Annotated in this window: 17 protein-coding genes; 6 read left to right on the top strand and 11 right to left on the bottom strand. The window is 73.2% G+C overall.

Annotated features, from left to right (window positions below):
* Window position 1: 1 nt before the first annotated feature.
* Window positions 2-1,081, top strand: coding sequence for a septation protein SepH (sepH, locus tag RMN57_RS26465; RefSeq protein ID WP_313765798.1), 1,080 nt, complete (start codon window positions 2-4; stop codon window positions 1,079-1,081).
* 65 nt (window positions 1,082-1,146) lie between these two features.
* Here the strand turns inward: sepH and RMN57_RS26460 are convergent, their stop codons facing one another.
* Window positions 1,147-2,010, bottom strand: coding sequence for a sulfurtransferase (locus tag RMN57_RS26460; RefSeq protein ID WP_313765797.1), 864 nt, complete (start codon window positions 2,008-2,010; stop codon window positions 1,147-1,149).
* A 158-nt stretch (window positions 2,011-2,168) separates the two neighbouring features.
* Between RMN57_RS26460 and RMN57_RS26455 the strand changes: the two genes are divergently transcribed.
* Window positions 2,169-2,915, top strand: a complete 747-nt coding sequence (locus RMN57_RS26455; RefSeq protein WP_313765796.1) for a VOC family protein — start codon at window positions 2,169-2,171, stop codon at window positions 2,913-2,915.
* Window positions 2,916-2,933: 18 nt separating this feature from the next.
* On the opposite strand, the gene RMN57_RS26450 is transcribed toward RMN57_RS26455, so the two are convergent.
* The 4 genes from RMN57_RS26450 to RMN57_RS26435 all read right to left on the bottom strand — a co-directional run bounded on the left by RMN57_RS26450 (window position 2,934) and on the right by RMN57_RS26435 (window position 8,469).
* A complete protein-coding gene (locus RMN57_RS26450) occupies window positions 2,934-3,590 on the bottom strand; it encodes a thymidine kinase (RefSeq protein WP_313765795.1) in 657 nt (218 codons plus the stop codon).
* A 33-nt stretch (window positions 3,591-3,623) separates the two neighbouring features.
* Window positions 3,624-4,808, bottom strand: a complete 1,185-nt coding sequence (locus tag RMN57_RS26445) for an alkaline phosphatase family protein (protein WP_313765794.1) — start codon at window positions 4,806-4,808, stop codon at window positions 3,624-3,626.
* 81 nt (window positions 4,809-4,889) lie between these two features.
* Window positions 4,890-5,489: a DUF5998 family protein gene (locus RMN57_RS26440; protein WP_238863920.1), complete on the bottom strand. Its 600-nt coding sequence runs from the start codon at window positions 5,487-5,489 to the stop codon at window positions 4,890-4,892.
* Window positions 5,490-5,583: 94 nt separating this feature from the next.
* A complete protein-coding gene (locus RMN57_RS26435) occupies window positions 5,584-8,469 on the bottom strand; it encodes a GNAT family N-acetyltransferase (RefSeq protein ID WP_313765793.1) in 2,886 nt (961 codons plus the stop codon).
* Between the two features lie 241 nt (window positions 8,470-8,710).
* Between RMN57_RS26435 and RMN57_RS26430 the strand changes: the two genes are divergently transcribed.
* Window positions 8,711-8,992 (top strand): HPr family phosphocarrier protein, encoded by a 282-nt coding sequence (locus RMN57_RS26430; RefSeq protein ID WP_313765792.1) that lies wholly within the window; start codon window positions 8,711-8,713, stop codon window positions 8,990-8,992.
* 143 nt (window positions 8,993-9,135) lie between these two features.
* On the top strand, window positions 9,136-9,951 hold the full coding sequence (locus RMN57_RS26425; RefSeq protein ID WP_313765791.1) for a hypothetical protein: 816 nt from the start codon (window positions 9,136-9,138) through the stop codon (window positions 9,949-9,951).
* A gap of 39 nt (window positions 9,952-9,990) precedes the next feature.
* On the opposite strand, the gene RMN57_RS26420 is transcribed toward RMN57_RS26425, so the two are convergent.
* From RMN57_RS26420 to RMN57_RS26410, 3 genes are all read right to left on the bottom strand, one after another.
* A complete protein-coding gene (locus RMN57_RS26420) occupies window positions 9,991-11,184 on the bottom strand; it encodes an RtcB family protein (RefSeq protein WP_313765790.1) in 1,194 nt (397 codons plus the stop codon).
* Window positions 11,185-11,506: 322 nt separating this feature from the next.
* Complete coding sequence (locus RMN57_RS26415) at window positions 11,507-12,898, bottom strand: M16 family metallopeptidase (RefSeq protein WP_380236115.1); 1,392 nt, start codon at window positions 12,896-12,898, stop codon at window positions 11,507-11,509.
* Window positions 12,895-14,238 (bottom strand): pitrilysin family protein, encoded by a 1,344-nt coding sequence (locus RMN57_RS26410; protein WP_313765789.1) that lies wholly within the window; start codon window positions 14,236-14,238, stop codon window positions 12,895-12,897. The genes RMN57_RS26415 and RMN57_RS26410 overlap by 4 nt, the downstream gene beginning before the upstream one ends.
* Before the next feature lie 229 nt (window positions 14,239-14,467).
* Here RMN57_RS26410 and RMN57_RS26405 point away from each other — a divergent pair, with 229 nt between their 5' ends.
* Window positions 14,468-16,918: a DNA topoisomerase IV subunit A gene (locus RMN57_RS26405; protein WP_313765788.1), complete on the top strand. Its 2,451-nt coding sequence runs from the start codon at window positions 14,468-14,470 to the stop codon at window positions 16,916-16,918.
* Between the two features lie 117 nt (window positions 16,919-17,035).
* Window positions 17,036-17,941, top strand: a complete 906-nt coding sequence (locus tag RMN57_RS26400) for a sucrase ferredoxin (protein ID WP_313765787.1) — start codon at window positions 17,036-17,038, stop codon at window positions 17,939-17,941.
* Window positions 17,942-18,196: 255 nt separating this feature from the next.
* Here RMN57_RS26400 and RMN57_RS26395 read toward each other — a convergent pair whose 3' ends face one another.
* The 3 genes from RMN57_RS26395 to RMN57_RS26385 form a co-directional block, all read right to left on the bottom strand.
* Window positions 18,197-19,270 carry an ABC transporter substrate-binding protein gene (locus RMN57_RS26395; RefSeq protein WP_313765786.1) on the bottom strand — a complete coding sequence of 358 codons (1,074 nt, stop codon included), beginning with the start codon at window positions 19,268-19,270 and terminating at the stop codon, window positions 18,197-18,199.
* 113 nt (window positions 19,271-19,383) lie between these two features.
* A complete protein-coding gene (locus RMN57_RS26390; RefSeq protein ID WP_313765785.1) occupies window positions 19,384-20,253 on the bottom strand; it encodes an ABC transporter permease in 870 nt (289 codons plus the stop codon).
* Entirely contained in the window at window positions 20,243-21,076 is an 834-nt protein-coding gene (locus tag RMN57_RS26385) for an ABC transporter ATP-binding protein (protein WP_313765784.1), read from the bottom strand. Before RMN57_RS26385 ends, RMN57_RS26390 begins: the two co-directional genes overlap by 11 nt.
* Window positions 21,077-21,221: the final 145 nt, after the last annotated feature.

Raw genomic sequence — 21,221 nt, 5'->3', positions numbered from 1 at the left:
GGTGACGTCGGCAGGCACCACCCGGGAGGTAACCGTGCCCGAACTGCGGGTTGTGGCCGTCAGCAACGACGGCACACGGCTGGTGCTCAAGGCTGCCGACAGCACGGAGTACACCCTCCCCATCGACGAGCGGCTGCGCGCCGCCATCCGGGGTGACCGCCCCCGCCTCGGCCAGATCGAGATCGAGGTCGAGAGCCACCTCCGCCCCCGTGACATCCAGGCGCGGATACGAGCCGGTGCCTCCGCCGAGGAGGTCGCGCAGGCCGCCGGCATCTCCGTCGACCGGGTCCGCCGCTTCGAGGGACCGGTGCTCGCCGAGCGCGCCTTCATGGCCGAGCGGGCCCGCAAGACCGCGATCCGCCGGCACGGCGAGTCCCCCGGCCCGCAGCTCGGCGAGGCCGTCGCCGAGCGGCTCGCGCTGCGCGGCGCCGAGAAGGACACCGAGCGCTGGGACTCCTGGCGCCGCGACGACGGCACGTGGGAGGTCATCCTCTCCTACCGCGCCGACGGCGAGGGCCGCTCCGCGTCCTGGACGTACGACCCGCCCCGGCGGCTGGTCCAGCCCAACGACGACGAGGCCCGCGCGCTGATCGGCGAGAACGTCGAGCGCGAGGAGGAGTCGGTCTTCCCGTTCATCCCGCGGATCGCCCGGCTCCCCCAGGACCGGCCGCCCCGCCCGATGATCGACCGGCCCTCGGCCGACCGCATCATGTCCGGCCGCGAGGTGCGCGAGGCACGCGAGGCCACCGCGGAGACCCGCGACTCGCTGACCAGCCTGCTCGACGTCGTCCCCGCCTTCCGCGGCGACCTCGCGGTCGGCGCCCCGCCGTCCATCGAGCCGGTGCCCACCGAGGTCGCCGAGGAGAGCGAGGAGGCGGCCGCCGCAGCCGCGCCCGCCGTCGGAGCCGGCTCGGCGTACGCGGACATCCTGATGCCGCGCGCCGTCGCCCCGCACCGCGAGCGGCTCGTCGGCACGACCGACCGGCAGGCCGAGGCGGACGGCGTCCGCCCCGGGCGCCGGGCCACCGTGCCCAGCTGGGACGAGATCGTCTTCGGCAGCCGGCGCAAGAAGCAGGAGTAGCGGGAAGCCGCGCGTACGGCGGGCGGGGCGGGGGCAGGCTCCCCGCCCCGCCCGCCGCGTACGGCTCAGCCCGGCTGGTCGGTGACCGCCACCGGCCGGCTCGCGTCGCTCGACCACTCGCTCCACGAACCCGGGTACAGCGTGGCCGGCAGACCCGCCACCGCCAGGGCCAGGATCTGGTGCGCCGCCGTCACCCCCGAGCCGCAGTACACCGCGGTCTCCCGATCCCCCGCGCCCAACGCACGGAACCGCTCGGCGAGCTCGGCGGCCGGCCGGAACCGCCCGTCCGGCCCGACGTTCTCCGTCGTCGGCGCGGAGACCGCCCCCGGAACGTGCCCGGCCCGCGGATCGATCGGCTCGGTCTCGCCCCGGTACCGCTCCCCCGCCCGGGCGTCCAGCAGCAGACCGCTCCGCGCCCAGGCCGCGGCACCGTCGCCGTCCACCGTCGGCATCCGCCCCGGCACCGGCTTGAAGTCACCCTCCTCCTCCGGCACGGGCACCTCCGTGGTCACCGGCAGCCCGGCCGCCTGCCAGGCCGCGAAGCCACCGTCCAGCACCCGTACGTCCGGGTGCCCGGCCCAGCGCAGCAGCCACCAGGCCCGCGCCGCCGCCATCGAGGTGGCGCCGTCGTACACCACGACCGGCCGGTCCGCGCGGACCCCGAAGCGGCGCAGCGCGGCGCCGAACTCCTCCGGGTCCGGCAGCGGGTGGCGCCCACCGCGCCCGGGCGGGCCGGCCGGCGCCGCGAGATCGGTGTCCAGCGCGACGAAGTGCGCGCCCGGCAGGTGGCCGACCGCGTAGTCCTCGATACCGGGCGGGCCGCCGAGCTGCCAGCGCACATCGAGCAGGACCGGCGGGCGGGACGAGGCCAGCGCCCCGCTCAGGCCGGCCGCCGAAACCAGCGGGGAGTCGTCGTAAGAGGTGGTCATGCCGGCCATTCTCGCGCAGCACCGCCAACTCGCCGCTCTTTGTGCGGTCTTTGCCGGACTTTCCGCGCGGCCCGAGGGTTCGGCGTGCGCCAGGGTGGAACCATCACCCTCACGTGCGCCGCTCCGTGCGCCGACCGCCCCGTGAGGAGGAGGCCCGCATGCCTGCGGTGAAGCTCCGGCTGGCCCAGGGCACACCGTGCTGGTTCAGCCTGATGACCGACGACCTGGCCGGCGCCCGGGCGTTCTACGGCGAGCTGCTCGGCTGGACGTACACGCCCGGCCCCGGCCAGCTCGGCGACTACGTGCGGGCCGAGTCGGCCGGGGAGCCGGTGGCCGGGCTGGGCGTCTCGTCGGTGGCGGGCTTCCCCGTGCAGTGGACCACCTACTTCGCCGTGGACAGCGCCGACCGGACGGCCCAGCTGGTGCGCGAGTGCGGCGGAACGGTCGCGGTCGGCCCCCTCCAGGCCGAACGGGCCGGCCGGCTGGCGATCGCGGCCGACGTGTCCGGCGCCGTCTTCGGCCTCTGGCAGGGCGAGGAGCACACCGGCCGGGAGGCCGGCCCCGAACCGGGCGGGCCCGCCTGGGCCGAGCTGCTCACCCCGGACGAGGCGGGCGCGGCGGCCTTCTACGGCACGGTGCTGGGGCGGCCGGTCGCCGCCGCCGACGGCGGGTCCGCACTGCTGGTGGACGGCCGGCCGGTGGCGGGGCTGCGCCCCGGCACCGAGCTGCGCGGACACCCGCCGCGCTGGCGGGTTCACTTCGCCGTCCGGGACACCGGGTTGACGGCACGTCGGGCGGTCGAGCTCGGCGGCCGGGTGCTGGTGGAGCCGCACGCGACCGCACGCGGCCGGGCGGCCCGGCTGGCCGACCCGCAGGGCGGCCACTTCTCGGTCCTGGAGCCCTGAGCAGCGGCACCGCAGGCCTCAGGCCTGCTGCTCCTCGAACGGGAGCACGTCCGGGGAGAGCACCGAGGCACGGGCGGTGGCCGCGGTCAGCCGCCGGCGGTGGTGCCGGCGGCAGAGCACCTCGTAGCCGACCTCGTCCTCGCTCACCGAGATGTCGCCGATCACGACCTGGGCGCCCTCGACCACCATCACGCCGCCCACCGTACGGGCGTTGTGGGTGGCCCGCGCACCGCACCAGCAGAGCGCCTCGACCTGGAGCACCTCGACCCGGTCGGCGAGCTCGATCAGCCGCTGCGAGCCGGGGAAGAGCCTGGTCCGGAAGTCCGTGGCGATCCCGAACGTGAAGACGTCGATGCCGAGTTCGTCCACCACCCGGGCCAGCTGGTCGACCTGCTCGGCGGCGAAGAACTGGGCCTCGTCGCAGATCAGGTAGTCCACCCGGCCGCCGGCCGAGAGCCGGTGCACCACATGGGCGTGGAAGTCGAAGTCGTCCGTGACCTCGACCGCCTCCGCGCGCAGGCCCAGCCGGCTGGAGATGGTGGCCGCACCGGCCCGGTCGTGACGGGTGAGGATGATCCCCTGTCGGCCGCGGGCGGCGTGGTTGTGGTCCATCTGGAGCGCGAGCGTCGACTTGCCGCAGTCCATCGTGCCCGAGAAGAACACCAGTTCAGCCATGGGTGGTGCAGAGGCCTTTCAGAGGAGGGGAGTTCAGCGGCGGACTTCGAGCAGCGGCACGAACTGCTCCACCGCGGTCATCGAGCCGTGCAGACCGATCATCGCGGACTCGCCCGGCTCGTTGCGGGAGGCGATCACGGCGACGTCGTCACGGGCGGCGGCGACCACGTCGCCGATCCGGTGGTAGACCCGCTCGTCCACCGACGGGCCGAACCAGCCGGCGGCGATCGCCTCGTCCCGGGTGGCCACCCACATCCGGTCGCCGAGCACCTCGCTCCAGACCGTGTGCACGTCGGCGGCCGCCCCCGGCACCGCGTACACGTGCCGGGCCCGGCCCTCCCCGCCGAGCAGCGCCACGCCGGCCCCGAGCTCCCAGTCCTCGTCGAAGTCGATCCGGTCCTCCGGCGCGATGTCGATCATGCCGTGGTCGGCGGTGACGTACATCGCCGAGCGCGGCGGCAGCTGCTCCGCCAGCCGGCGGGCCAGGCGGTCCACCGCGTCCAGCGTCATCCGCCACTCGTCGGAGTCCACCCCGAACCGGTGCCCGGCGCCGTCCAGCTCGCTCACGTAGGTGTAGACGAGGGCGCGGTCGTGCTCGGCCAGCCAGGCGGCGGCCCGGTCCATCCGCTCCTCGCCCGTGGTCCGACCGAGGAAGGTGCCACCGGAGAGCGCCACCCGGGTCAGCGGGGTCTGGGCGAACAGCGGCGAGGAGACCTGGGCCGTCGCCACTCCGGCCAGCTCGGTCTGCTCGAACACCGTCGGGTAGGGCTGCCAGACCGCCGGGTCGGTGTGCGGCTGCCAGCGCAGCTGGTTCATCAGGTAGCCGGCGCCCGGAACCGCCACCGTGTAGCCGGCCAGACCGTGCAGGCCGGGCGGCGTCCCGGTGCCCACCGAGGCCAGCGAGGTGGCGGTGGTGGACGGGAAGCCCGCGGTCAGCGGGCGGCCGGAGCCGCCGAGCGAGCTGCCGGCCAGCGAGGAGAGGAACGGTGCGTACTCGGGGTGGCGCAGCAGCAGCTCCCAGCCGAGGCCGTCGACCAGGAACACCACCACCCGGTCGGCGGGCTCGATCGGCAGCGCGGCCGTGAAGCCGGGCACACCGAGGCCGGCCGCCACCGAGGGCAGCAGGTCGCAGAGCGAGCCGCCTCCGTACGGGGGCGCCGGGGCGGTGGCGGGGTCGAGGATCTCGAAGGCGTCGTGGCCGTCGGGTGCGAAGGACATGGCTGAGAGGCTGGCTTCCTGGCTTCCGTTGCGTCGCCGGTGGGTCGCACGGCCGTGCGGTGCGTGCCGCACGGCCCCGGATCAGACCCGCGGGCCGTTGCTGATCGTCGCGTCGGAGAGCGCGCGGGCGAACACCAGCGCCTGGGCGACCGTCTCCGGGCCGTCGCCCGCCTCGCTGACCCGCAGTGACAGGTCGTCAGCGGTGGCCGACCCGGTGTAGCCGTGGTCCGCCTCGCAGTTCGGGTCCGAGCAGCCGGCCGGCTCCAGGTCGAGCCGCTGCACCGCGCCCCAGCCGATGGTCAGCACGACCTCGCGCGGCAGCGTGCCCGGGGTGTACGTCTCCGGGTTGGCGACCATCCGGCTCACCACGACCGACCCGATCCGGTCCAGCCGGACGCTCTCGGTGGACGTGGTCGCGAAGGGCACCGCCGCACCGGCGCCGTCACCGGACTGCTCGTCGGTGTGGCTCACCACGAAGCGGGTCGGGGTCAGCACGAGCACGGTGACGTGCCGGCGGACCTCGTTGGCGTCGAAGGTGGTCTCCTGGTGCACCAGGTAGGAGCTGATCGGCTCGGGACCCACCGCGGACTCGACCGCCTCGGACACCAGGGCCGGGTAGTAGCCGCTGCGCTCGATCGCCGAGCGCAGGTCCTGAGTGGTGGTGGTACCGGTCTTCGCCATAACTCCATCCTGGCATGGTCCGCCGACGAAGCGGGCGGCGCGGCGCCGAGCTTCCGGGCAACAGCGCCCCGGGGCGGGGCGCAACCAAGGAAGGTTACAGGGTGCTCATGGCGCGCGGGCCCAGATCGCTGCGGACGGGCAGGGGCGCGAGCCGCACTCGCGCCCCCAGGATCGCCAGCCCGTGCGGGGCCACGACCACGGGTTCGAGGTCCACCGAGGCCACCTCCGGCAGGTCGTCGACCAGCCGGGACACCCGCAGCAGCAGCTCCTCCAGGGCACCGGTGTCCACCGCCTCGGCCCCGCGCCAGCCGAACAGCAGCGGCGCCGCCCGGACCTCGCGGATCAGCCCGGCCACGTCCTGGTCGGTGGCCGGGACGAGCCGGTGCGCAACGTCGCCGAGCAGCTCGGCGGGGGCGCCGGCCAGACCGAAGGAGAGGATCGCGCCGACCGCGGGGTCGACCGTGGCGCCGATCACGGTGTCCACCCCGCGCGGGGCCAGCCGCTGGACGACCAGCTCCGCCTGGGCGGCCCCGCCGAGCAGGGCGTCCAGCTCGCGGTGGGCGCGGCGCAGCCCCGGTTCGCCGGTCAGGTCCAGCCGGACGCTGCCCAGGTCGGGGCGGTGGCGCAGGTGCGGGGCGGTGGCCTTGAGCGCGACCGGGTAGCCGAGCGCCGCCGCGGCGCGGACGGCGGACTCCTCGTCGGGGGCGGGCAGGGTCGGCGAGACGTCGATGCCGTAGTCGGCCAGCAGAGCGGCGGCGTCGGCGTCCGGCAGGGTGATCCGCGCGCCGCCGGGCCGGGTGCGGGCGAAGAAGCCCTGGCGCGCAGCGCCACGATCAAGGGTGGTGGCGGGCGACGGGCGGGCCGCGGATCGGGTGGAGAGCGCGGCCCCGACCCGGGCCCGGGCGGCGCCCTCGTCGATCCGGTCCAGCTCGGGGACGCGGGCGGTCTCCTCGGCCACGGCCGTGCGGCGGCGCCAGTGGGCGTAGTGGACGGCGTGGGCGAGGGCGCGGACGGCCCGCTCGGGCGCCGGGTAGGCGGGGATGCCGCCGGGCCGCAGCCGGCTCGGCAGGTCGGTGAGCGCCAGGTGGGCCAGCAGCAGCGGCTTGCCCAACTCGCGGGCGCGCTCGCCGGCTTCGAGCAGGGCGGCGGCGATCTCGGGGTCGTCGGAGCCCATCTCCGGATCGTCCGGGCCGGCCAGCCGGCCGCCCATGAAGGCGTGCGCGGAGGTGCCGATCGGCGGGATGGCCACGGCGATCACCGCGTCCACGGCCCGGTCCTCCAGGGCCACGTCCAGCGCGATCCGGAAGTTCTCGCCGGTGGCGGCGGTGGTCAGGTCGACGGGGGTGCGGGGGCGCAGCCCGGCGCTGAGGCAGGCGTCGTGGGTGAGCAGGCCGAGCGAGTCGGAGTTGCCGACGACGGCGACCCGGTCGCCCGGCGGCAGCGGCTGCAGGGCGAGCAGCTCCCCGGTGTCGTACAGCTCGGTGATGGTCTCCACCCGGGTGACGCCGGCCTGCTCGAACAACGCGTCGACGGTGGCGTCCCGCAGCCCGGTGGCGGTGGCCGGGACGGTGTGGCCGGGCGGCAGGCTGCCGGTGTGGCGGGCCCCCTTGACCACCACGATCGGCTTGGCGGCGGCCAGCCGGCGGGCGATCCGGGTGAACTTGCGGGGATTGCCGAAGGACTCCAGGTAGAGCAGCACCACGTCGGTGGCCGGGTCCTCGGCCCAGTACTGGAGGAGGTCGTTGCCGGAGACGTCGGCGCGGTTGCCGACCGAGGCGAAGGAGGAGACGCCGAGGCCGCGGCGGTGGGCGGCCTCCAGCAGGGCGACGCCGATCGCGCCCGACTGGCAGAAGATCCCGAAGCCGCCGCGCTGCGGCAGGGCGGGCGCGAGCGAGGCGTTGAGCGGGCGCTCGGGGTCGGTGTTGATCAGGCCGAAGGCGTTCGGCCCGATCACCCGCATGCCGGCCGCGCGGGCCTGGCGGACCAGGGCGCGCTGGCGGTCGCGGCCCTCGGGGCCGGTCTCGGCGTAGCCGGCCGTGACCACCACCAGGCCCTGCACGCCGTGCGCGCCGCACTCGGCGACGGCGGCGGGGACGGCGCCGGCCGGGACGGCGATCACCGCGAGGTCCACCGGGCCGGGGATGTCCAGGATCGAGCGGTGCACGGGGACGCCGTCCACCTCGGTACCGGGCGGCGCGTTGCGGTTCACCGCGTAGATCCGGCGGTCGTCGTCCTTGCCGCCGGCGCCGAAGCCGGTGAGCAGGTCGCGCAGGAGCGCCCGGCCGACGGTCTGCGGGTTGCGCGAGGCGCCCAGGACCGCCACCGAGCGCGGGGTGAGCAGCCGCTGCACCGACCTCGCCTCGGCGCGGTGCTCGCGCGCCCGCATCACCGCGAGCGAGGCGGCGGTCGGCTCCAGGTCGAGCTCCAGGTGGACCACGCCGTCGGCGAAGCTGCGGTGCTGGGTGTAGCCGGCGTCCGTGAAGACCTTCACCATCTTCCGGTTCTCCGGCAGCACCTCGGCCTGGAAGCGGCGGATCCCGCGCTCCTGCGCGACCGCGGCGATGTGCTCCAGCAGTGCGGAGGCGACCCCGCGGCCCTGGTGGGCGTCCTGCACCAGGAAGGCCACCTCGGCGTCGGTGCCGGTCTCGGAGGGGCGGCCCTCGGCGTCGATCCGGTCGTAGCGGACGGTGGCGATGAAGCGGTCGCGGATCACCACGGCGAGGCCGACCCGGTTCACGAAGTCGTGATGGGTGAAGCGGCGGACGTCCTTGTCGGAGAGCCGGGGGTAGGGCGCGAAGAAGCGGAAGTACTTGGACTGGTCGGAGACCTGCTCGTAGAACTCGACCAGGCGGCCGGCGTCGTCGGGCGTGATCGGCCGGATCCGGGCCGTGCCGCCGTCGCGCAGGAGGATGTCGGCCTCCCAGTGCTGCGGGTAGTCCGGCTCGCTCTGCTCGGGGTGCGGTACCGCGGCGTCGTCCACATTCGTCAGGTTATCCGTCGGCGGGCCGAATGGCGCCGGGCGTGCACCCGGGGCAGGGTGGACAGGGCCCCAGGGGCCCGCTGACCGGGCCTTGAGCCCCTTCTTATGCCCCCGAAAGAAACAATCACAACTCCCGAACGGGGCGGCTCGGAGGGGTCACCTGCGTGCAACACTGGTCTAGACAACATGGCCGCCTCCCCCAAGCCCGGCCATGACCAGCTTCACCGGAAAGGCACGTCTCATGGCTGAGCGCCGCGTCACCATCGGTTGGGCCGAGGGCCTGCACGCCCGTCCCGCCGCCGTCTTCGTCAAGGCCGTGGCGGCCACCGGCGTGCCGATCACCATCGCCAAGCCGGGCGGCACCCCGGTCAACGCCGCCTCGCTGCTCGGCCTGCTCGCCCTCGGCGCCAAGGGCGGCGAGGAGGTCGTCCTCGCCTCCGACGCCGACGGCGCCGACCAGGCCCTGGACCGCCTCGCCAAGCTGGTCTCCGAGGGCCTCGACGAACTCCCCGCCGCCGCCTGAGCGAGCCCGACCAGCAGAAAGCGCCCGGCAGTGCATAACACTGCCGGGCGCTCCTGTTCGCACATCCGGTCGCATCCATACCATCGGGCGAACCGGTGAACGATCGGCCCATGGCGGCGGCCGATCGCACAGATGCTCGCCGCATGACGTTCTTCGACCTCGAACGACCCGATCACGCCTACCTGTTCGCCTTCCTCCAGGCGGACGGACACCTCTCGGAGCAGTCCCGAAATCGCGGCCGGCTCACCGTGGAACTCTCGGCGCGCGACGCCCCGATCCTGGAGGAGTTCCAGCGGCTCTGCCCGTACAACAGCAGCATCGGTTACCGGACCCGCAACACGAATTTCAAGGCGGAGCACACCTCGGCGGTGTGGACCGTCTGCGCCCGCGAGTTCCGTGAGGAGCTTCAGGCACTGGGCCTGCCCGCGGGGCGGAAGTCCGAGACCGTCGCGCCGCCGACCGTCCCGTTCTCCGAGCGCGACTACGCGAGGGGCTTGGTCGACGCCGACGGTTCGGTGGGACGCACTTCGCAGGACCTCCCGTTCGTGAGCCTGACCACGAAGAGCGACTCCACCGCGGCGTTCTTCATCAACTACGTCGAGCACCTCACGGGCGCCGAACGCCGCGTCTTCAGGCGAAACAGCCGTGACAGGATCTACAACATCACGTATGCACGTGAAGAGGCCGTCGCCGTTCTGAAGGACCTCTACTTCCCGGGCTGCCTGACACTGCCCCGAAAGCGAGCCGCTGCACTGCAGGCGGCGGAATGGGTCCGGCCGGCAGGCGTGAAGAAAGTGATCAAGCGAAGCTGGAGTCAAGCCGAGGATGACATCCTCGTGGCAGCACCAAGTATCAGAGCTGCCGCGAGACAACTCGGACGGACAGAGCAGAGCTGCAATCTCCGTCGATGGCGCCTCAACGGCTCCAAACCGCGGACCAAAGCCTCGAAGGCCCCGTAGAGGAGGCCCCCGGGTCACCCCGGGGGCCTCCTCCATGTATCAGCCCTTGACGCAGACGACCTGCTTCAGGTGGGCCACGATCTCGACCAGGTCCTTCTGCTGCTCGATGACCTTCTCGATGGACTTGTACGCGCCCGGGATCTCGTCCACGACGCCGGAATCCTTACGGCACTCCACGCCCTTGGTCTGCTCGACCAGGTCCTGGGTGGTGAACCGCTTCTTCGCGGCGCTGCGGCTCATCTTCCGACCTGCGCCGTGCGAGGCCGAGTTGAACGCCGCCTCGTTGCCGAGACCACGGACGATGTACGAGCCGGTGCCCATCGAGCCCGGGATGATCCCGTAGTCGCCGGAGCCGGCCCTGATCGCGCCCTTGCGGGTCACCAGCAGGTCGACGCCGTCGTACGTCTCCTCCGCCACGTAGTTGTGGTGGCAGCTGATGACCTCGTCGAAGGCGACCTTCGCCTTGGCGAACTCACGGCGGACGACGTCCTGGAACAGCGCCATCATCACTGCGCGGTTGTTCTTGGCGTACTCCTGCGCCCAGAAGAGGTCCTGGCGGTAGGCCGCCATCTGCGGGGTGTCCGAAATGAACACCGCGAGATCACGGTCGACCAAGCCCTGGTTGTGCGGAAGTGAGCGCGCCACCCCCATGTGGTGCTCGGCCAGCTCCTTGCCGATGTTGCGCGATCCGGAATGCAGCATCAACCAGACAGAACCAGTGTCATCAATGCACAACTCCGAAAAGTGGTTTCCACTTCCGAGCGTTCCCATCTGCTGCATGGCCCGTTCGCGGCGCCACTTGACCTCCGGGGCCACCCCGTCGAAGCGCTGCCAGAAGTCGTCCCAGCCCGCCGTCGCGAAGCCGTGCAGCTTGCGCGGGTCGACCGGGTCGGTGTGGAGGCCGCGGCCGACCGGGATGGCCTGCTCGATCTTGGAGCGCAGCCGGGACAGGTCGTCCGGCAGGTCCTTCGCGGTCAGCGAGGTCTTCACCGCGCTCATCCCGCAGCCGATGTCGACGCCGACCGCCGCCGGGCAGACGGCGCCCTTCATCGCGATCACGGAGCCGACGGTCGCGCCCTTGCCCAGGTGGACGTCCGGCATCACGGCGAGGCCGTGCAGCCAGGGCAGCGAGCTGATGTTGCGCAGCTGCTGCATGGCCTGGCCCTCGACGGTGGCCGGGTCGGTCCACATCCGGATCGGGACCCGGATGCCGGGCACCTCGGTGTACGACATGGTTGAACGACCTCCAAAGGTCGGTTGGTTCAAGCCTAGGTGTGGTGCTGCGCGAAAGAGTCCCGGCGCGGCTCGGGGAAGATCAGGGGCAGTGCTCAGACTGCGGAGGGGCGGCGTCGGAAGGACGACGGCCTCGGGGAGCGCAGTATGGTCGGCTCGACCCGCATGGTGACCGCCTCCTCTCCGTGTGTGTGCCGGTGTGTACCGGCTGCCGGGGGATATCTACCCACAGGGCGCTCGCGCCCCGCAAGGGATTAACGGCGGCGGGCCCGGCGGAGCGGAGTGCTCCACCGGGCCCTGCCCGTACCGGGGTTCAGCGGTCTCAGGCGCTGATCACGGTGACCTCGCCGATGCCGAGCCCGCGCACCTGCTCCGCGAACGCCGACGCGTCGCCGACCAGCACGGTGACCAGGCGGTCCGGCGGGAAGGCGGCGACCACGGCGTCGGTGGCGGCGGCGGTGGGGAGTTCGGCCATCTGCCGGTAGACCTCGGCCTGGTAGTCGTCCGGCAGGTGCTGCTCGACCTGGTCGGCCAGGGTGCCGGCGACCGAGCCGGCGGTCTCGTACTTCAGCGGCGCGACGCCGACCAGGAACTGCACGGCCTCGTCGCGCTCGGCGTCGGTGAGGCCGTCGGCGGCGAGGGTGCGCAGGATGGTCCAGGTGTCGGCGAGCGCCGGGGCGGTGGAGGCGGTGTCCACCGAGCCGCTGATCGCGAGCAGCGCGCGGCCGCTGCCGTCGGCGGAGGAGCGCAGCGGCTGGGCGAAGGCCCGGACGCCGTAGGTGTAGCCCTTCTCCTCGCGCAGCACCCGGTCGAGGCGGGAGGTGAGGGTGCCGCCGAGGCAGTAGGTGCCGAGGATCTGGGCGGCCCAGGCGGGGTCGTGGCGGTCGGGGCCGATGCGGCCGATGAGCAGCTGGGTCTGGACGGAGCCGGGCCGGTCGACGATGACGACGCGGCCGGTGTCGTCGGCGGTGACCGGGGCGTGGACGGCGGCCTCGGCCGGGGCGGCGGTCCAGGTGCCGAGGGTGCTCTCCAGCAGCGCGGGCAGGTCGGTGCCGGTGAGGTCGCCGACCACGACGACGGTGGTGGTGGCGGGGCGGATGTGGGTGTCGTAGAAGGCCTTGACGCTGCCGCGGTCGATGGACTTGACCGTCTCGGCGGTGCCGCCGCGGGGGCGGGAGAGCCGGTCGGCGCCGTCGAAGAGCTCGGCGTAGAGGGCCTTGGCGGCGCGGCGGGCGGGGTTGGCCTGCTCGTGGACGATCTCGTCGAGGCGGTTGGCGACGAGGCGCTCGATCTCGTCCTCGGGCAGGGCGGGGGCGCGCAGGGCGTCGGCGAGCAGGCTGAGGCCGCGCTGGAGCCGGCTGGCGGGGACTTCGAGCGAGACCCGGATGCAGGGGTGGTCGGCGTGCGCGTCGAGGGTGGCGCCGGCGCGCTCCAGCTCGGCGGCGAACTCCTCGGCGGTGAGGGTGTCGGTGCCTTCGCTGAGGGCGCGGGCGAGGATGCTCGCGATGCCGTCGAGGCCGTCGGGTTCGGCGGCGAGCGGGGCGGCGAGCAGGACGTCGACGGCGACCAGCTGCTGGCCGGGGCGGTGGCAGTGCAGGACGGTGATGCCGTTGCCGAGGGCGGCGCGCTCGGGGGCGGGGAAGGCCCACGGGCTGGGGGTGCCGGGCTCGGGCTGGGGGTGGAACGTCATGGCGGGGACGTGGTCCGTGCTCATGCGGCGGTGCCCTCCTCGTCGGTGGCGGCGGTGGTGTCGGTGTCGTCGGCGGGGGTGGGCTCGTAGACGAGGACGGCCCGGTTGTTCGGGTGCAGGCGGGCCTGGGCGACGGCCTGCACCTCCTCGGCGGTGACGTCGAGCACCTTGGGGAGGGCTTCGTTGAGCAGCTTGGGGTCGCCGAAGAGGACGGCGTAGCGGCAGAGTTCGTCGGCGCGGCCGGCGACGGTGGTGAGCCGGTCGAGCCATTCGCGCTCGATCTGGGCCTGGGCGCGCTCGAGTTCGGCGGCGGTGGGGCCTTCGGCGGCGAAGCGGGCGAGTTCCTCGTCGACGGCGGTGTCGATCTGCTCGATGGTGGCGTCGCCGGAGGTCTTGACGTCGAGCCAGCCGAGGCTGGGGGCGCCGGCGAGGCGGAGCAGGCCGAAGCCGGCAGCGACGGCGGTGCGGTCGCGGCGGACGAGGCGGTTGTAGAGGCGGCTGGACTCGCCGCTGCCGAGGATGGTGAGGGCGAGGTCGGCGGCGTCGGCCTCGCGGGTGCCGTCGTGCGGGAGGCGGTAGGCGGCCATCAGGGCGCGGGAGGGGACGTCCTCGCGGATGAGTTCGCGCAGTTCGCTGCCGATGGTGTCGGGCAGGGTGCCGTCGCGCGGGGGCTGCTTGGCGTCGTGGGCGGGGATGGTGCCGAAGTACTTCTCGACCCAGGCGATGGTCTGCTCGGGGTCGATGTCGCCGACGACGGAGAGGACGGCGTTGTTGGGCGCGTAGTAGGTGCGGAAGAACGTGCGGGCGTCCTCCAGCGTGGCGGCGTCCAGGTCGGCCATGGAGCCGATGGGGGTGTGGTGGTAGGGGTGGCCGTCGGGGAAGGAGAGCGCGGTGAGCTTCTCGAAGGCGGTGCCGTAGGGGACGTTGTCGTAGCGCTGGCGGCGCTCGTTCTTGACGACGTCGCGCTGGTTCTCCATGGAGGCGTCGTCGAGGGCGGCGAGCAGCGAGCCCATCCGGTCGGCCTCCAGCCAGAGGGCGAGCTCCAGCTGGTGGGCGGGCATGGTCTCGAAGTAGTTGGTGCGCTCGAAGCTGGTGGTGCCGTTGAGCGAGCCGCCGGCGCCCTGGACGAGCTCGAAGTGGCCGTTGTTCGAGACGTTGGCGGAGCCCTGGAACATGAGGTGCTCGAACAGGTGGGCCAGGCCGGTGCGGCCCTTGACCTCGTGGCGGGAGCCCACGTCGTACCAGAGGCAGACGGCGGCGACCGGGGTGAGGTGGTCCTCGGAGAGGACGACGCGCAGGCCGTTGGCCAGGCGGTGCTCGGTGATGGCGATGCCTCGGGTTGAGGCGGGGGCCGGGTTGGCCATGCGCTCGGGTCCTTCCCGTCGTCGATGTCGGGGGTTCGTGTGGCGTCCCCATTGTGGTGCAACGCGCGAAGGGCGCGGATGTGTCCGCGCTGGCGGGGCGTTCGCCAGGGGCGGAAGAGGGGCGGCGGCGGGGATTGTCGGCGGGAGGGTCCACAATGGGGGCGCTGAGCCGTGATCCGAAGCAGAGCAGAACGCAGACGCAGACAAGACGCAAGGGAGCCCCGCCGCGATGGCCCGCCGCAGTTCGCAGACCCCGCCGCCCGGAGATTTCGAGGAGCGGATCCTCGATGTCGACGTCGTGGACGAGATGCAGGGCTCCTTCCTGGAGTACGCCTACTCGGTGATCTACTCGCGCGCGCTGCCGGACGCGCGGGACGGTCTGAAGCCGGTGCACCGGCGGATCCTGTACCAGGCCAACGAGATGGGCCTGCGCCCGGAGCGGGGGCACGTGAAGTGCGCCCGTCTGGTGGGCGAGGTGATGGGTCGGCTGCACCCGCACGGTGACGCGTCGATCTACGACTCGGTCGTCCGCATGGCGCAGCCGTTCTCGATGCGGCTGCCGCTGATCGACGGCCACGGGAACTTCGGTTCGCTGGGCAACGACGACCCGCCGGCCGCGATGCGTTACACCGAGTCGCGGCTGACGGCCGCGTCGATGGCGATGGTGGAGTCGATCCACGAGGACACGGTCGACTTCGGTCCGAACTACGACGGCAGCGAGCAGGAGCCGATGGCGCTGCCGGCCGCGTTCCCGAACCTGCTGGTGAACGGCGCGACGGGGATCGCGGTCGGTATGGCGACCAATATGCCGCCGCACAACCTGTCCGAGGTGGTGGCGGCCGCCCGGCACCTGATCAAGCACCCGAACGCGGACCTGGACACGCTGATGCGGTTCGTGCCCGGTCCGGACCTGCCGACGGGCGGGCGGATCGTGGGCCTGTCGGGCGTCCGGGACGCCTACGAGTCGGGTCGCGGCACCTTCAAGATCCGGGCGACGACGACGGTGGAGGCGGTGACGGCCCGCCGCAAGGGCATCGTGGTCACCGAGCTGCCGTACAACGTCGGCCCGGAGAAGGTGATCTCGAAGATCAAGGACCTGGTCAACGCGAAGAAGCTGCAGGGCATCGCGGACGTCAAGGACCTCACCGACCGCGAGCACGGGCTGCGGCTGGTGATCGAGGTGAAGAACGGCTTCGTGCCGGAGGCGTTGCTGGAGCAGCTGTACAAGCTGACGCCGATGGAGGAGACCTTCGGCATCAACAACGTGGCGCTGGTGGACGGGCAGCCGCTGACGCTGGGTCTGAAGGAGCTGCTGGAGGTCTACGTCGACCACCGCTTCAACGTGGTGCGCCGGCGCAGCGACTTCCGTCGGCGCAAGCGCCAGGAGCGGCTGCACCTGGTCGAGGGCCTGCTGGTGGCGCTGGTCGACATCGACGAGGTCATCGCGATCATCCGGTCGAGCGACAACGCGGCGCAGGCGAAGGAGCGCCTGATGGAGCGCTTCTCGCTGTCGGAGACGCAGACGGCGTACATCCTGGACACCCCCCTGCGGCGGCTGACCCGGTTCGACCGGGTGGAGCTGGAGGAGGAGCAGGCGAAGCTGACCGCGGAGATCGCGGAGCTGACGGAGATCCTGGAGTCGGACGCGCGGCTGCGCAGCGTGGTGTCGGGCGAGCTGGCGGCGGTGTCGAAGCAGTTCGGCACGGAGCGGCGGACGGTGCTGCTGGAGGCGGGTGCGGCGCCGTCGGCGGCGCTGTCGGTGCCGCTGGAGGTGGCGGACGACCCGTGCCGGGTGCTGCTGTCGTCGACGGGCCTGCTGGCGCGGACGGCGGACGGCGAGCCGTTCGAGCTGTCGGAGAAGCGGGCGAAGCACGATGTGATCGTGTCGGCGGTGCCGGCCACGGCGCGGGCGGACGTGGGTGTGGTGACGTCGGCGGGCCGGGTGCTGCGGCTGCCGGTGATCGACCTGCCGGCGCTGCCGCCGACGCCGTCGCCGACGCTGGCGGGCGGGGCCGCGGTGGACGAGTTCCTGCGTCTGGAGGCGGGTGAGCGGGTGCTGGCGCTGACGACGCTGGACGAGTCCTCGCCGGGGCTGGCGCTGGGCACCGTGCAGGGTGTGGTGAAGCGGGTGGTCCCGGAGTGGCCGGCGAACAAGGACGAGTTCGAGGTGATCGCGCTCAAGGAGGGCGACGAGCTGGTCGGCGCGGTGGAACTGCGCACGGGCGAGGAGGACTTGGTCTTCATCACGTCGGACGCCCAGCTGCTGCGCTATCCGGCGGGGCAGGTCCGTCCGCAGGGCCGGCCGGCCGGTGGGATGGCGGGGATCAAGCTGACGGACGGTGCCCGGGTGCTGTCGTTCACCGCGGTGGATCCGGCGGCGGACGCGGTGGTGGTCTCGGTGGCCGGTGCCTCGGGCACGCTGACGGGCGAGGCGCAGTCGACGTGGAAGCTCACGCCGTTCGAGCAGTACCCGCGCAAGGGGCGGGCCACGGGTGGTGTCCGCTGTCAGCGCTTCCTGCGCGGTGAGGATTCGCTCTCCTTCGCGTGGGCGGGCGCGGCGCCGGCCCGGGCGGCGACGGCCAAGGGCGCTCCGGTCGACCTGCCGGAGCGCGACCCGCGGCGGGACGGCTCGGGCACGCCGGTGACGGCGCCGATCGCGGTGGTGGCCGGCCCGGCGTAGCGCGCCGGGTACGGGTTCGCGGCCCGGCGTAGCGCGCCGGGTACGGGTTCGCGGCCCGCGGCGGGACACCTCCGGGTGTTCCGCCGCGGGCTTTTCGGTACGGGTAGCCTTGCCTGCGTGAGCACGTGTGCGACGTTGTCGCGGGAGCTGTCCGAGCCGCTGGCCGCCACCGCGGCGACCGCCACCACCTGGCTGCTGTTGGAGCAGAACGGTCCGTGGGGGGCGAAGGCGCTGGGTGAGAGCCATCTGGACGCGGCGGTGGGGCGGGCGCTGGAGGCGGCGGCCGCCGGGACCGGGGTGCGGGTGGCGCTGATCCGTCGTCCGGGGCGGCACGCGGACTGTCTGCCGACCGCGCGGCACGAGGTGGTCGTGGCGCACGCGGTGCCGGGTCGGAGCTGGGTGCGCCGGGGGGCGGTGGCCGATCCGGCGGAGCTGTTGGAGTTGGACTTCGCGGCGCTGGGTGCCGGCGATCACGGCGGCTTCGGTGCCGAGCACGTGGGCGGGCCGATCGCGCTGGTGTGCACGAACGGGCGCCGGGACCGCTGTTGCGCGCTGTTGGGGCGGCCGCTGGCGGCGGAGTTGGCGGCCGCCGGGCACAGCGAGGTGTGGGAGGTGACGCACCTGGGCGGGCACCGCTTCTCCCCCACGATGCTGGTGCTGCCGTACGGCTACGCGTACGGGCGGCTGACGGCGGAGAGCGCCAAGGAGGTGCTGGCGGCGACGGCGGCCGGGCAGATGGTGCCGGAGTGGTCGCGGGGCCGTTCGGGCTGGGACCGTCCGGGTCAGGCGGCCGACCATGCGGTGCGGGTGGCGGCCGGGGAGACCGCGGTGGACGCGCTGACGGTGGCGCAGCGGCCGGCGGGCGAGGGGCGCTGGCTGGTCGGGGTGGTGCACGAGGACGGCCGGGCCTGGGAGGTCGAGGTCGTCGAGGGGGCGAGCGAGCCGGCCCGGCCGGAGAGCTGTGGCAAGGCGGCGGGGACGCCGTCGCGGATGGACGTGGCGGCGGTCCGGCAGGTGGCGTAGCGGGGGCGCCGGGTCGGGGTGAGTGCCGGCCGGCCTCCGGATCCGGCTTCGCACGGTGACGACTTCGCGCTGTGACGGCCTTCCCACCGCGGCGGCTGCGCGCCGTGAAGCTTCGCACCGTGACGACTTTCCCGCCGTCACGGCTTCCCACCGTGACGGCCCCGCGCCCGTGGGGGTGGGCGCGGGACCGCCGGTGCGGCGAACGGCCCCGCGCCCGCTGTCCGGGGTGGCACGGGGCCGTTCCGTCGGGGCGGCTCAGCCGGTGGCGGCCTTGCCGACGAACTCGGTGGTGTAGGTGCGGGCGAGGTCGATCGTGCCCTCCTTGCCCTTGACGTCCGGGTGGAAGGCCGCGAGCACGGCGAGCACGGTCCTGGGGCCGTCGGCGGGCATCACTCCGTCGGTGGTGAACATCGGCAGCGTCGCCTTGATCGCGGCCGCGTACTGCTCGGCCCCGCCCTGGGCGTAGTCGGCGGGCATCTTCGCGGCGATCTCCTCCGGGGTGTGGGTGGACATCCACTTGAGGGTCTTCACGAAGGCGTTGGCGAGCTTCTGGGTGGTGTCCTTGTTCTTCTCCACCCAGTCGGTGTTCATGTAGAGCGAGGATGACGGGTAGAGCCCGCCGAGCGCGTCGCGCGAGCCCTGCGGGGTGCGCATGTCGTAGAGGATCTTGCCGAGGCCCTTGTCCAGGACGGTGGCCACCGTCGGGTCGGTGGTCATGCCGGCGTCGATGCTGCCCTGCTGGAGGGCGGCGATGAAGGTCTGGCCGGCGCCGACGGCGATCGGGCTGAACTCGCTCACGGCGGTGCCGTTCTTGACGGCGAGGTACTTGGTGAGGAAGTCGGTGGAGGAGCCGATGCTGGTGACGCCGAGCTTGCGTCCCTTGAAGTCGGCGCCGGACGTGATGGCCCCGGCCTGCTTGGTGGAGACGATCTCGACCTCGCCGGGGGCCTGCGAGAACTGGACCACGGACTCGACGTTCTTGCCCTTGGCCTGCAGGTCGATGGTGTGGTCGTAGAAGCCGACCGCACCCTGGACGTCGCCGGCGAGCAGCGCGGTGGTGGCGTTGACGCCGGCGGGCTCGCTCATCAGCTCGACGTTGACGCCGGCCTCGCCGAAGTACCCGAGGCGCTGGGTGAGCATGGCGGGCAGGTAGATGACCTTGTCCAGGCCGCCGACCATGATCTTGACCTTGGGGCCGTCCACCTTCTGCCCCGCCGGGATCGCGGCGTGGGACGCGGAGGCGGCATCGTTGGCGCAGGCGGTGAGGGGGAGCAGCAGGACGGCGGCGAGGGCGGTGGCGGCGGCTCTGCCGGTCGGGTTCGGGCGCATGGGTGGGGGCCTCTCTGCGGAGGGACGGGCGGAGGGAAGGGCGGTGCCGGCAAGCGGGGGTGCCGGCGAGCGGGGGTGCCGGCGAGCGGGGGTGCCGACGGGCGGGGTGCCGGTCAGCGGCCGTCGCCGGAGTCGGCGGGCTTCCAGCGGAAGAGCTTCTTCTCGGCGAAGGTCAGCAGCCCTTCGGTGAGCAGCGCGACGACGGCCAGGATGGTCATCGCGGCGTACACGCCGGCCGCGTTGAAGGTGCCCTGGGCGGCCGCGACGAGCAGGCCGAGGCCCTTGGTGGCGCCGATGTACTCGCCGACGATGGCGCCGATCAGCGCGAAGCCGAAGCTGACGTGCAGGCTCGTGAAGATCCAGGTGGTGGCGGCGGGGATGACCACCTGGAGGGTGACCTTGCGGTTGTCGGCGCCCAGGATGCGGGCGTTGGCGACGAGGTTGCGGTCCACCTCGCGGGCGCCCTGGAAGGCGTTGAAGAAGACGGGGAAGAACACCAGCACCACGGCCGAGGCGATCTTGGAGGCCGGCCCCAGCCCGAACCAGATCAGGAAGATCGGTGCCAGGACGATCCGCGGGATGGCGTTCAGCACCTTGATGTAGGGCCCGAACACGTCGGCCAGGAAGCGGATCCGGCCGAGCGCGATGCCCAGCAGCACGCCGCCGGTGACGCCGAGCACCCAGCCGCTGAGGGCCTCGTAGAGGGTGTAGCCGATCTGTTCGCCGAGCGGCCCCTGGGCGGTGCCGTGGGTGATCCACTGCCAGATCTGGGCCCAGATCCTCGACGGCTGGGAGAAGTTGAACGGGTCGACGACCTCGGTGCGGGCGCAGAGCTCCCAGAGGCCGAGGAAGGCGAGCAGGACCGCGATCCGGGCCCCGTTGACGCTCAACCTGCGGTTGCGGGCGGCCCGTTCGCGGGCCTCGGTACGGCTGGCGGGGGCGGCCGCGGGCTTGGCGGCGGCCACGGTGGTCTCAAGCGGCACGACCCGCTCCTCTCTCGCGGGTGATGCGCACCTCTTCGCCGAGCGAGGCCCAGATCTCGCGGTACAGCTCGACGAACCTCGGCTCCAGCCGGACGGCCTCCACGGTGCGCGGGCGGGGCAGGTCGACGGTGAAGACCTCCTTGACGGTGGCCGGGCCGGCGGTCATCACGACGACCCGGTCGGCCAGCGCGATGGCCTCGTCCAGGTCGTGGGTGACGAAGACGACCGACGAGCCGGTGCCGGCCCAGAGCTCCAGCAGCTGGTCGGACATCAGGGCGCGGGTCTGCACGTCGAGCGCCGAGAACGGCTCGTCCATCAGCAGGATCCCCGGGTCGTTGACGAACGTCTGGGCCAGGGCGACCCGCTTGCGCATGCCGCCGGAGAGCTGGTGGGGGTAGCGGTCCTCGAAGGCGGCCAGGCCGACCCGGGCCAGCCAGTCGCGGGCCCGCTCCCGGGCCTCGGCGGCCGGGACGCCGCGGAACCGCGGGCCGGCCGCGACGTTCGACAGGACGGTCCGCCAGGGGAAGACGGCGTCCTGCTGGAAGACGAAGCCGACCTGCGGGTTGATCCCGTCGACCGGCTCCCCGTACACCCGGACGTCGCCCTCGGTGGGCTCCTCCAGGCCGCTGACCAGCGTCAGCGTGGTGGACTTGCCGCAGCCGGTGGGGCCGACGACGGCGACGAACTCGCCCTGCGCGACGGTCAGGTCGAGATCGCGGACGGCGGTGTGCAGCGCCCCGGACGGGGTGCGGAAGCGCTTGGTGGCGCCGCTCAACTCGATCGCGGGAGCCGGCGTCGGGTCCGGCACCGGGGTTGTACGCATGTGACCTCCCGGGTCTGTGCTTGCCCCGGGAGGCTAGGAGCGGGCCGGGCGGCGGCGGGAGCCTTCTCGGCGTACTGCGGGTTCTCCGCGTTGAGGGGTGTTCTGCTCGTTTTGCTTCCGCTACAACAGCGGGGACGCGGCTGAC

The organism is Kitasatospora sp. CM 4170 (genome assembly GCF_032110285.1).
Taxonomy (GTDB): Bacteria; Actinomycetota; Actinomycetes; order Streptomycetales; family Streptomycetaceae; genus Kitasatospora; species Kitasatospora aburaviensis.
The sequence above is the reverse complement of the archived record's forward strand: the minus strand, read 5'-3'. Positions and strand labels throughout refer to the sequence as shown.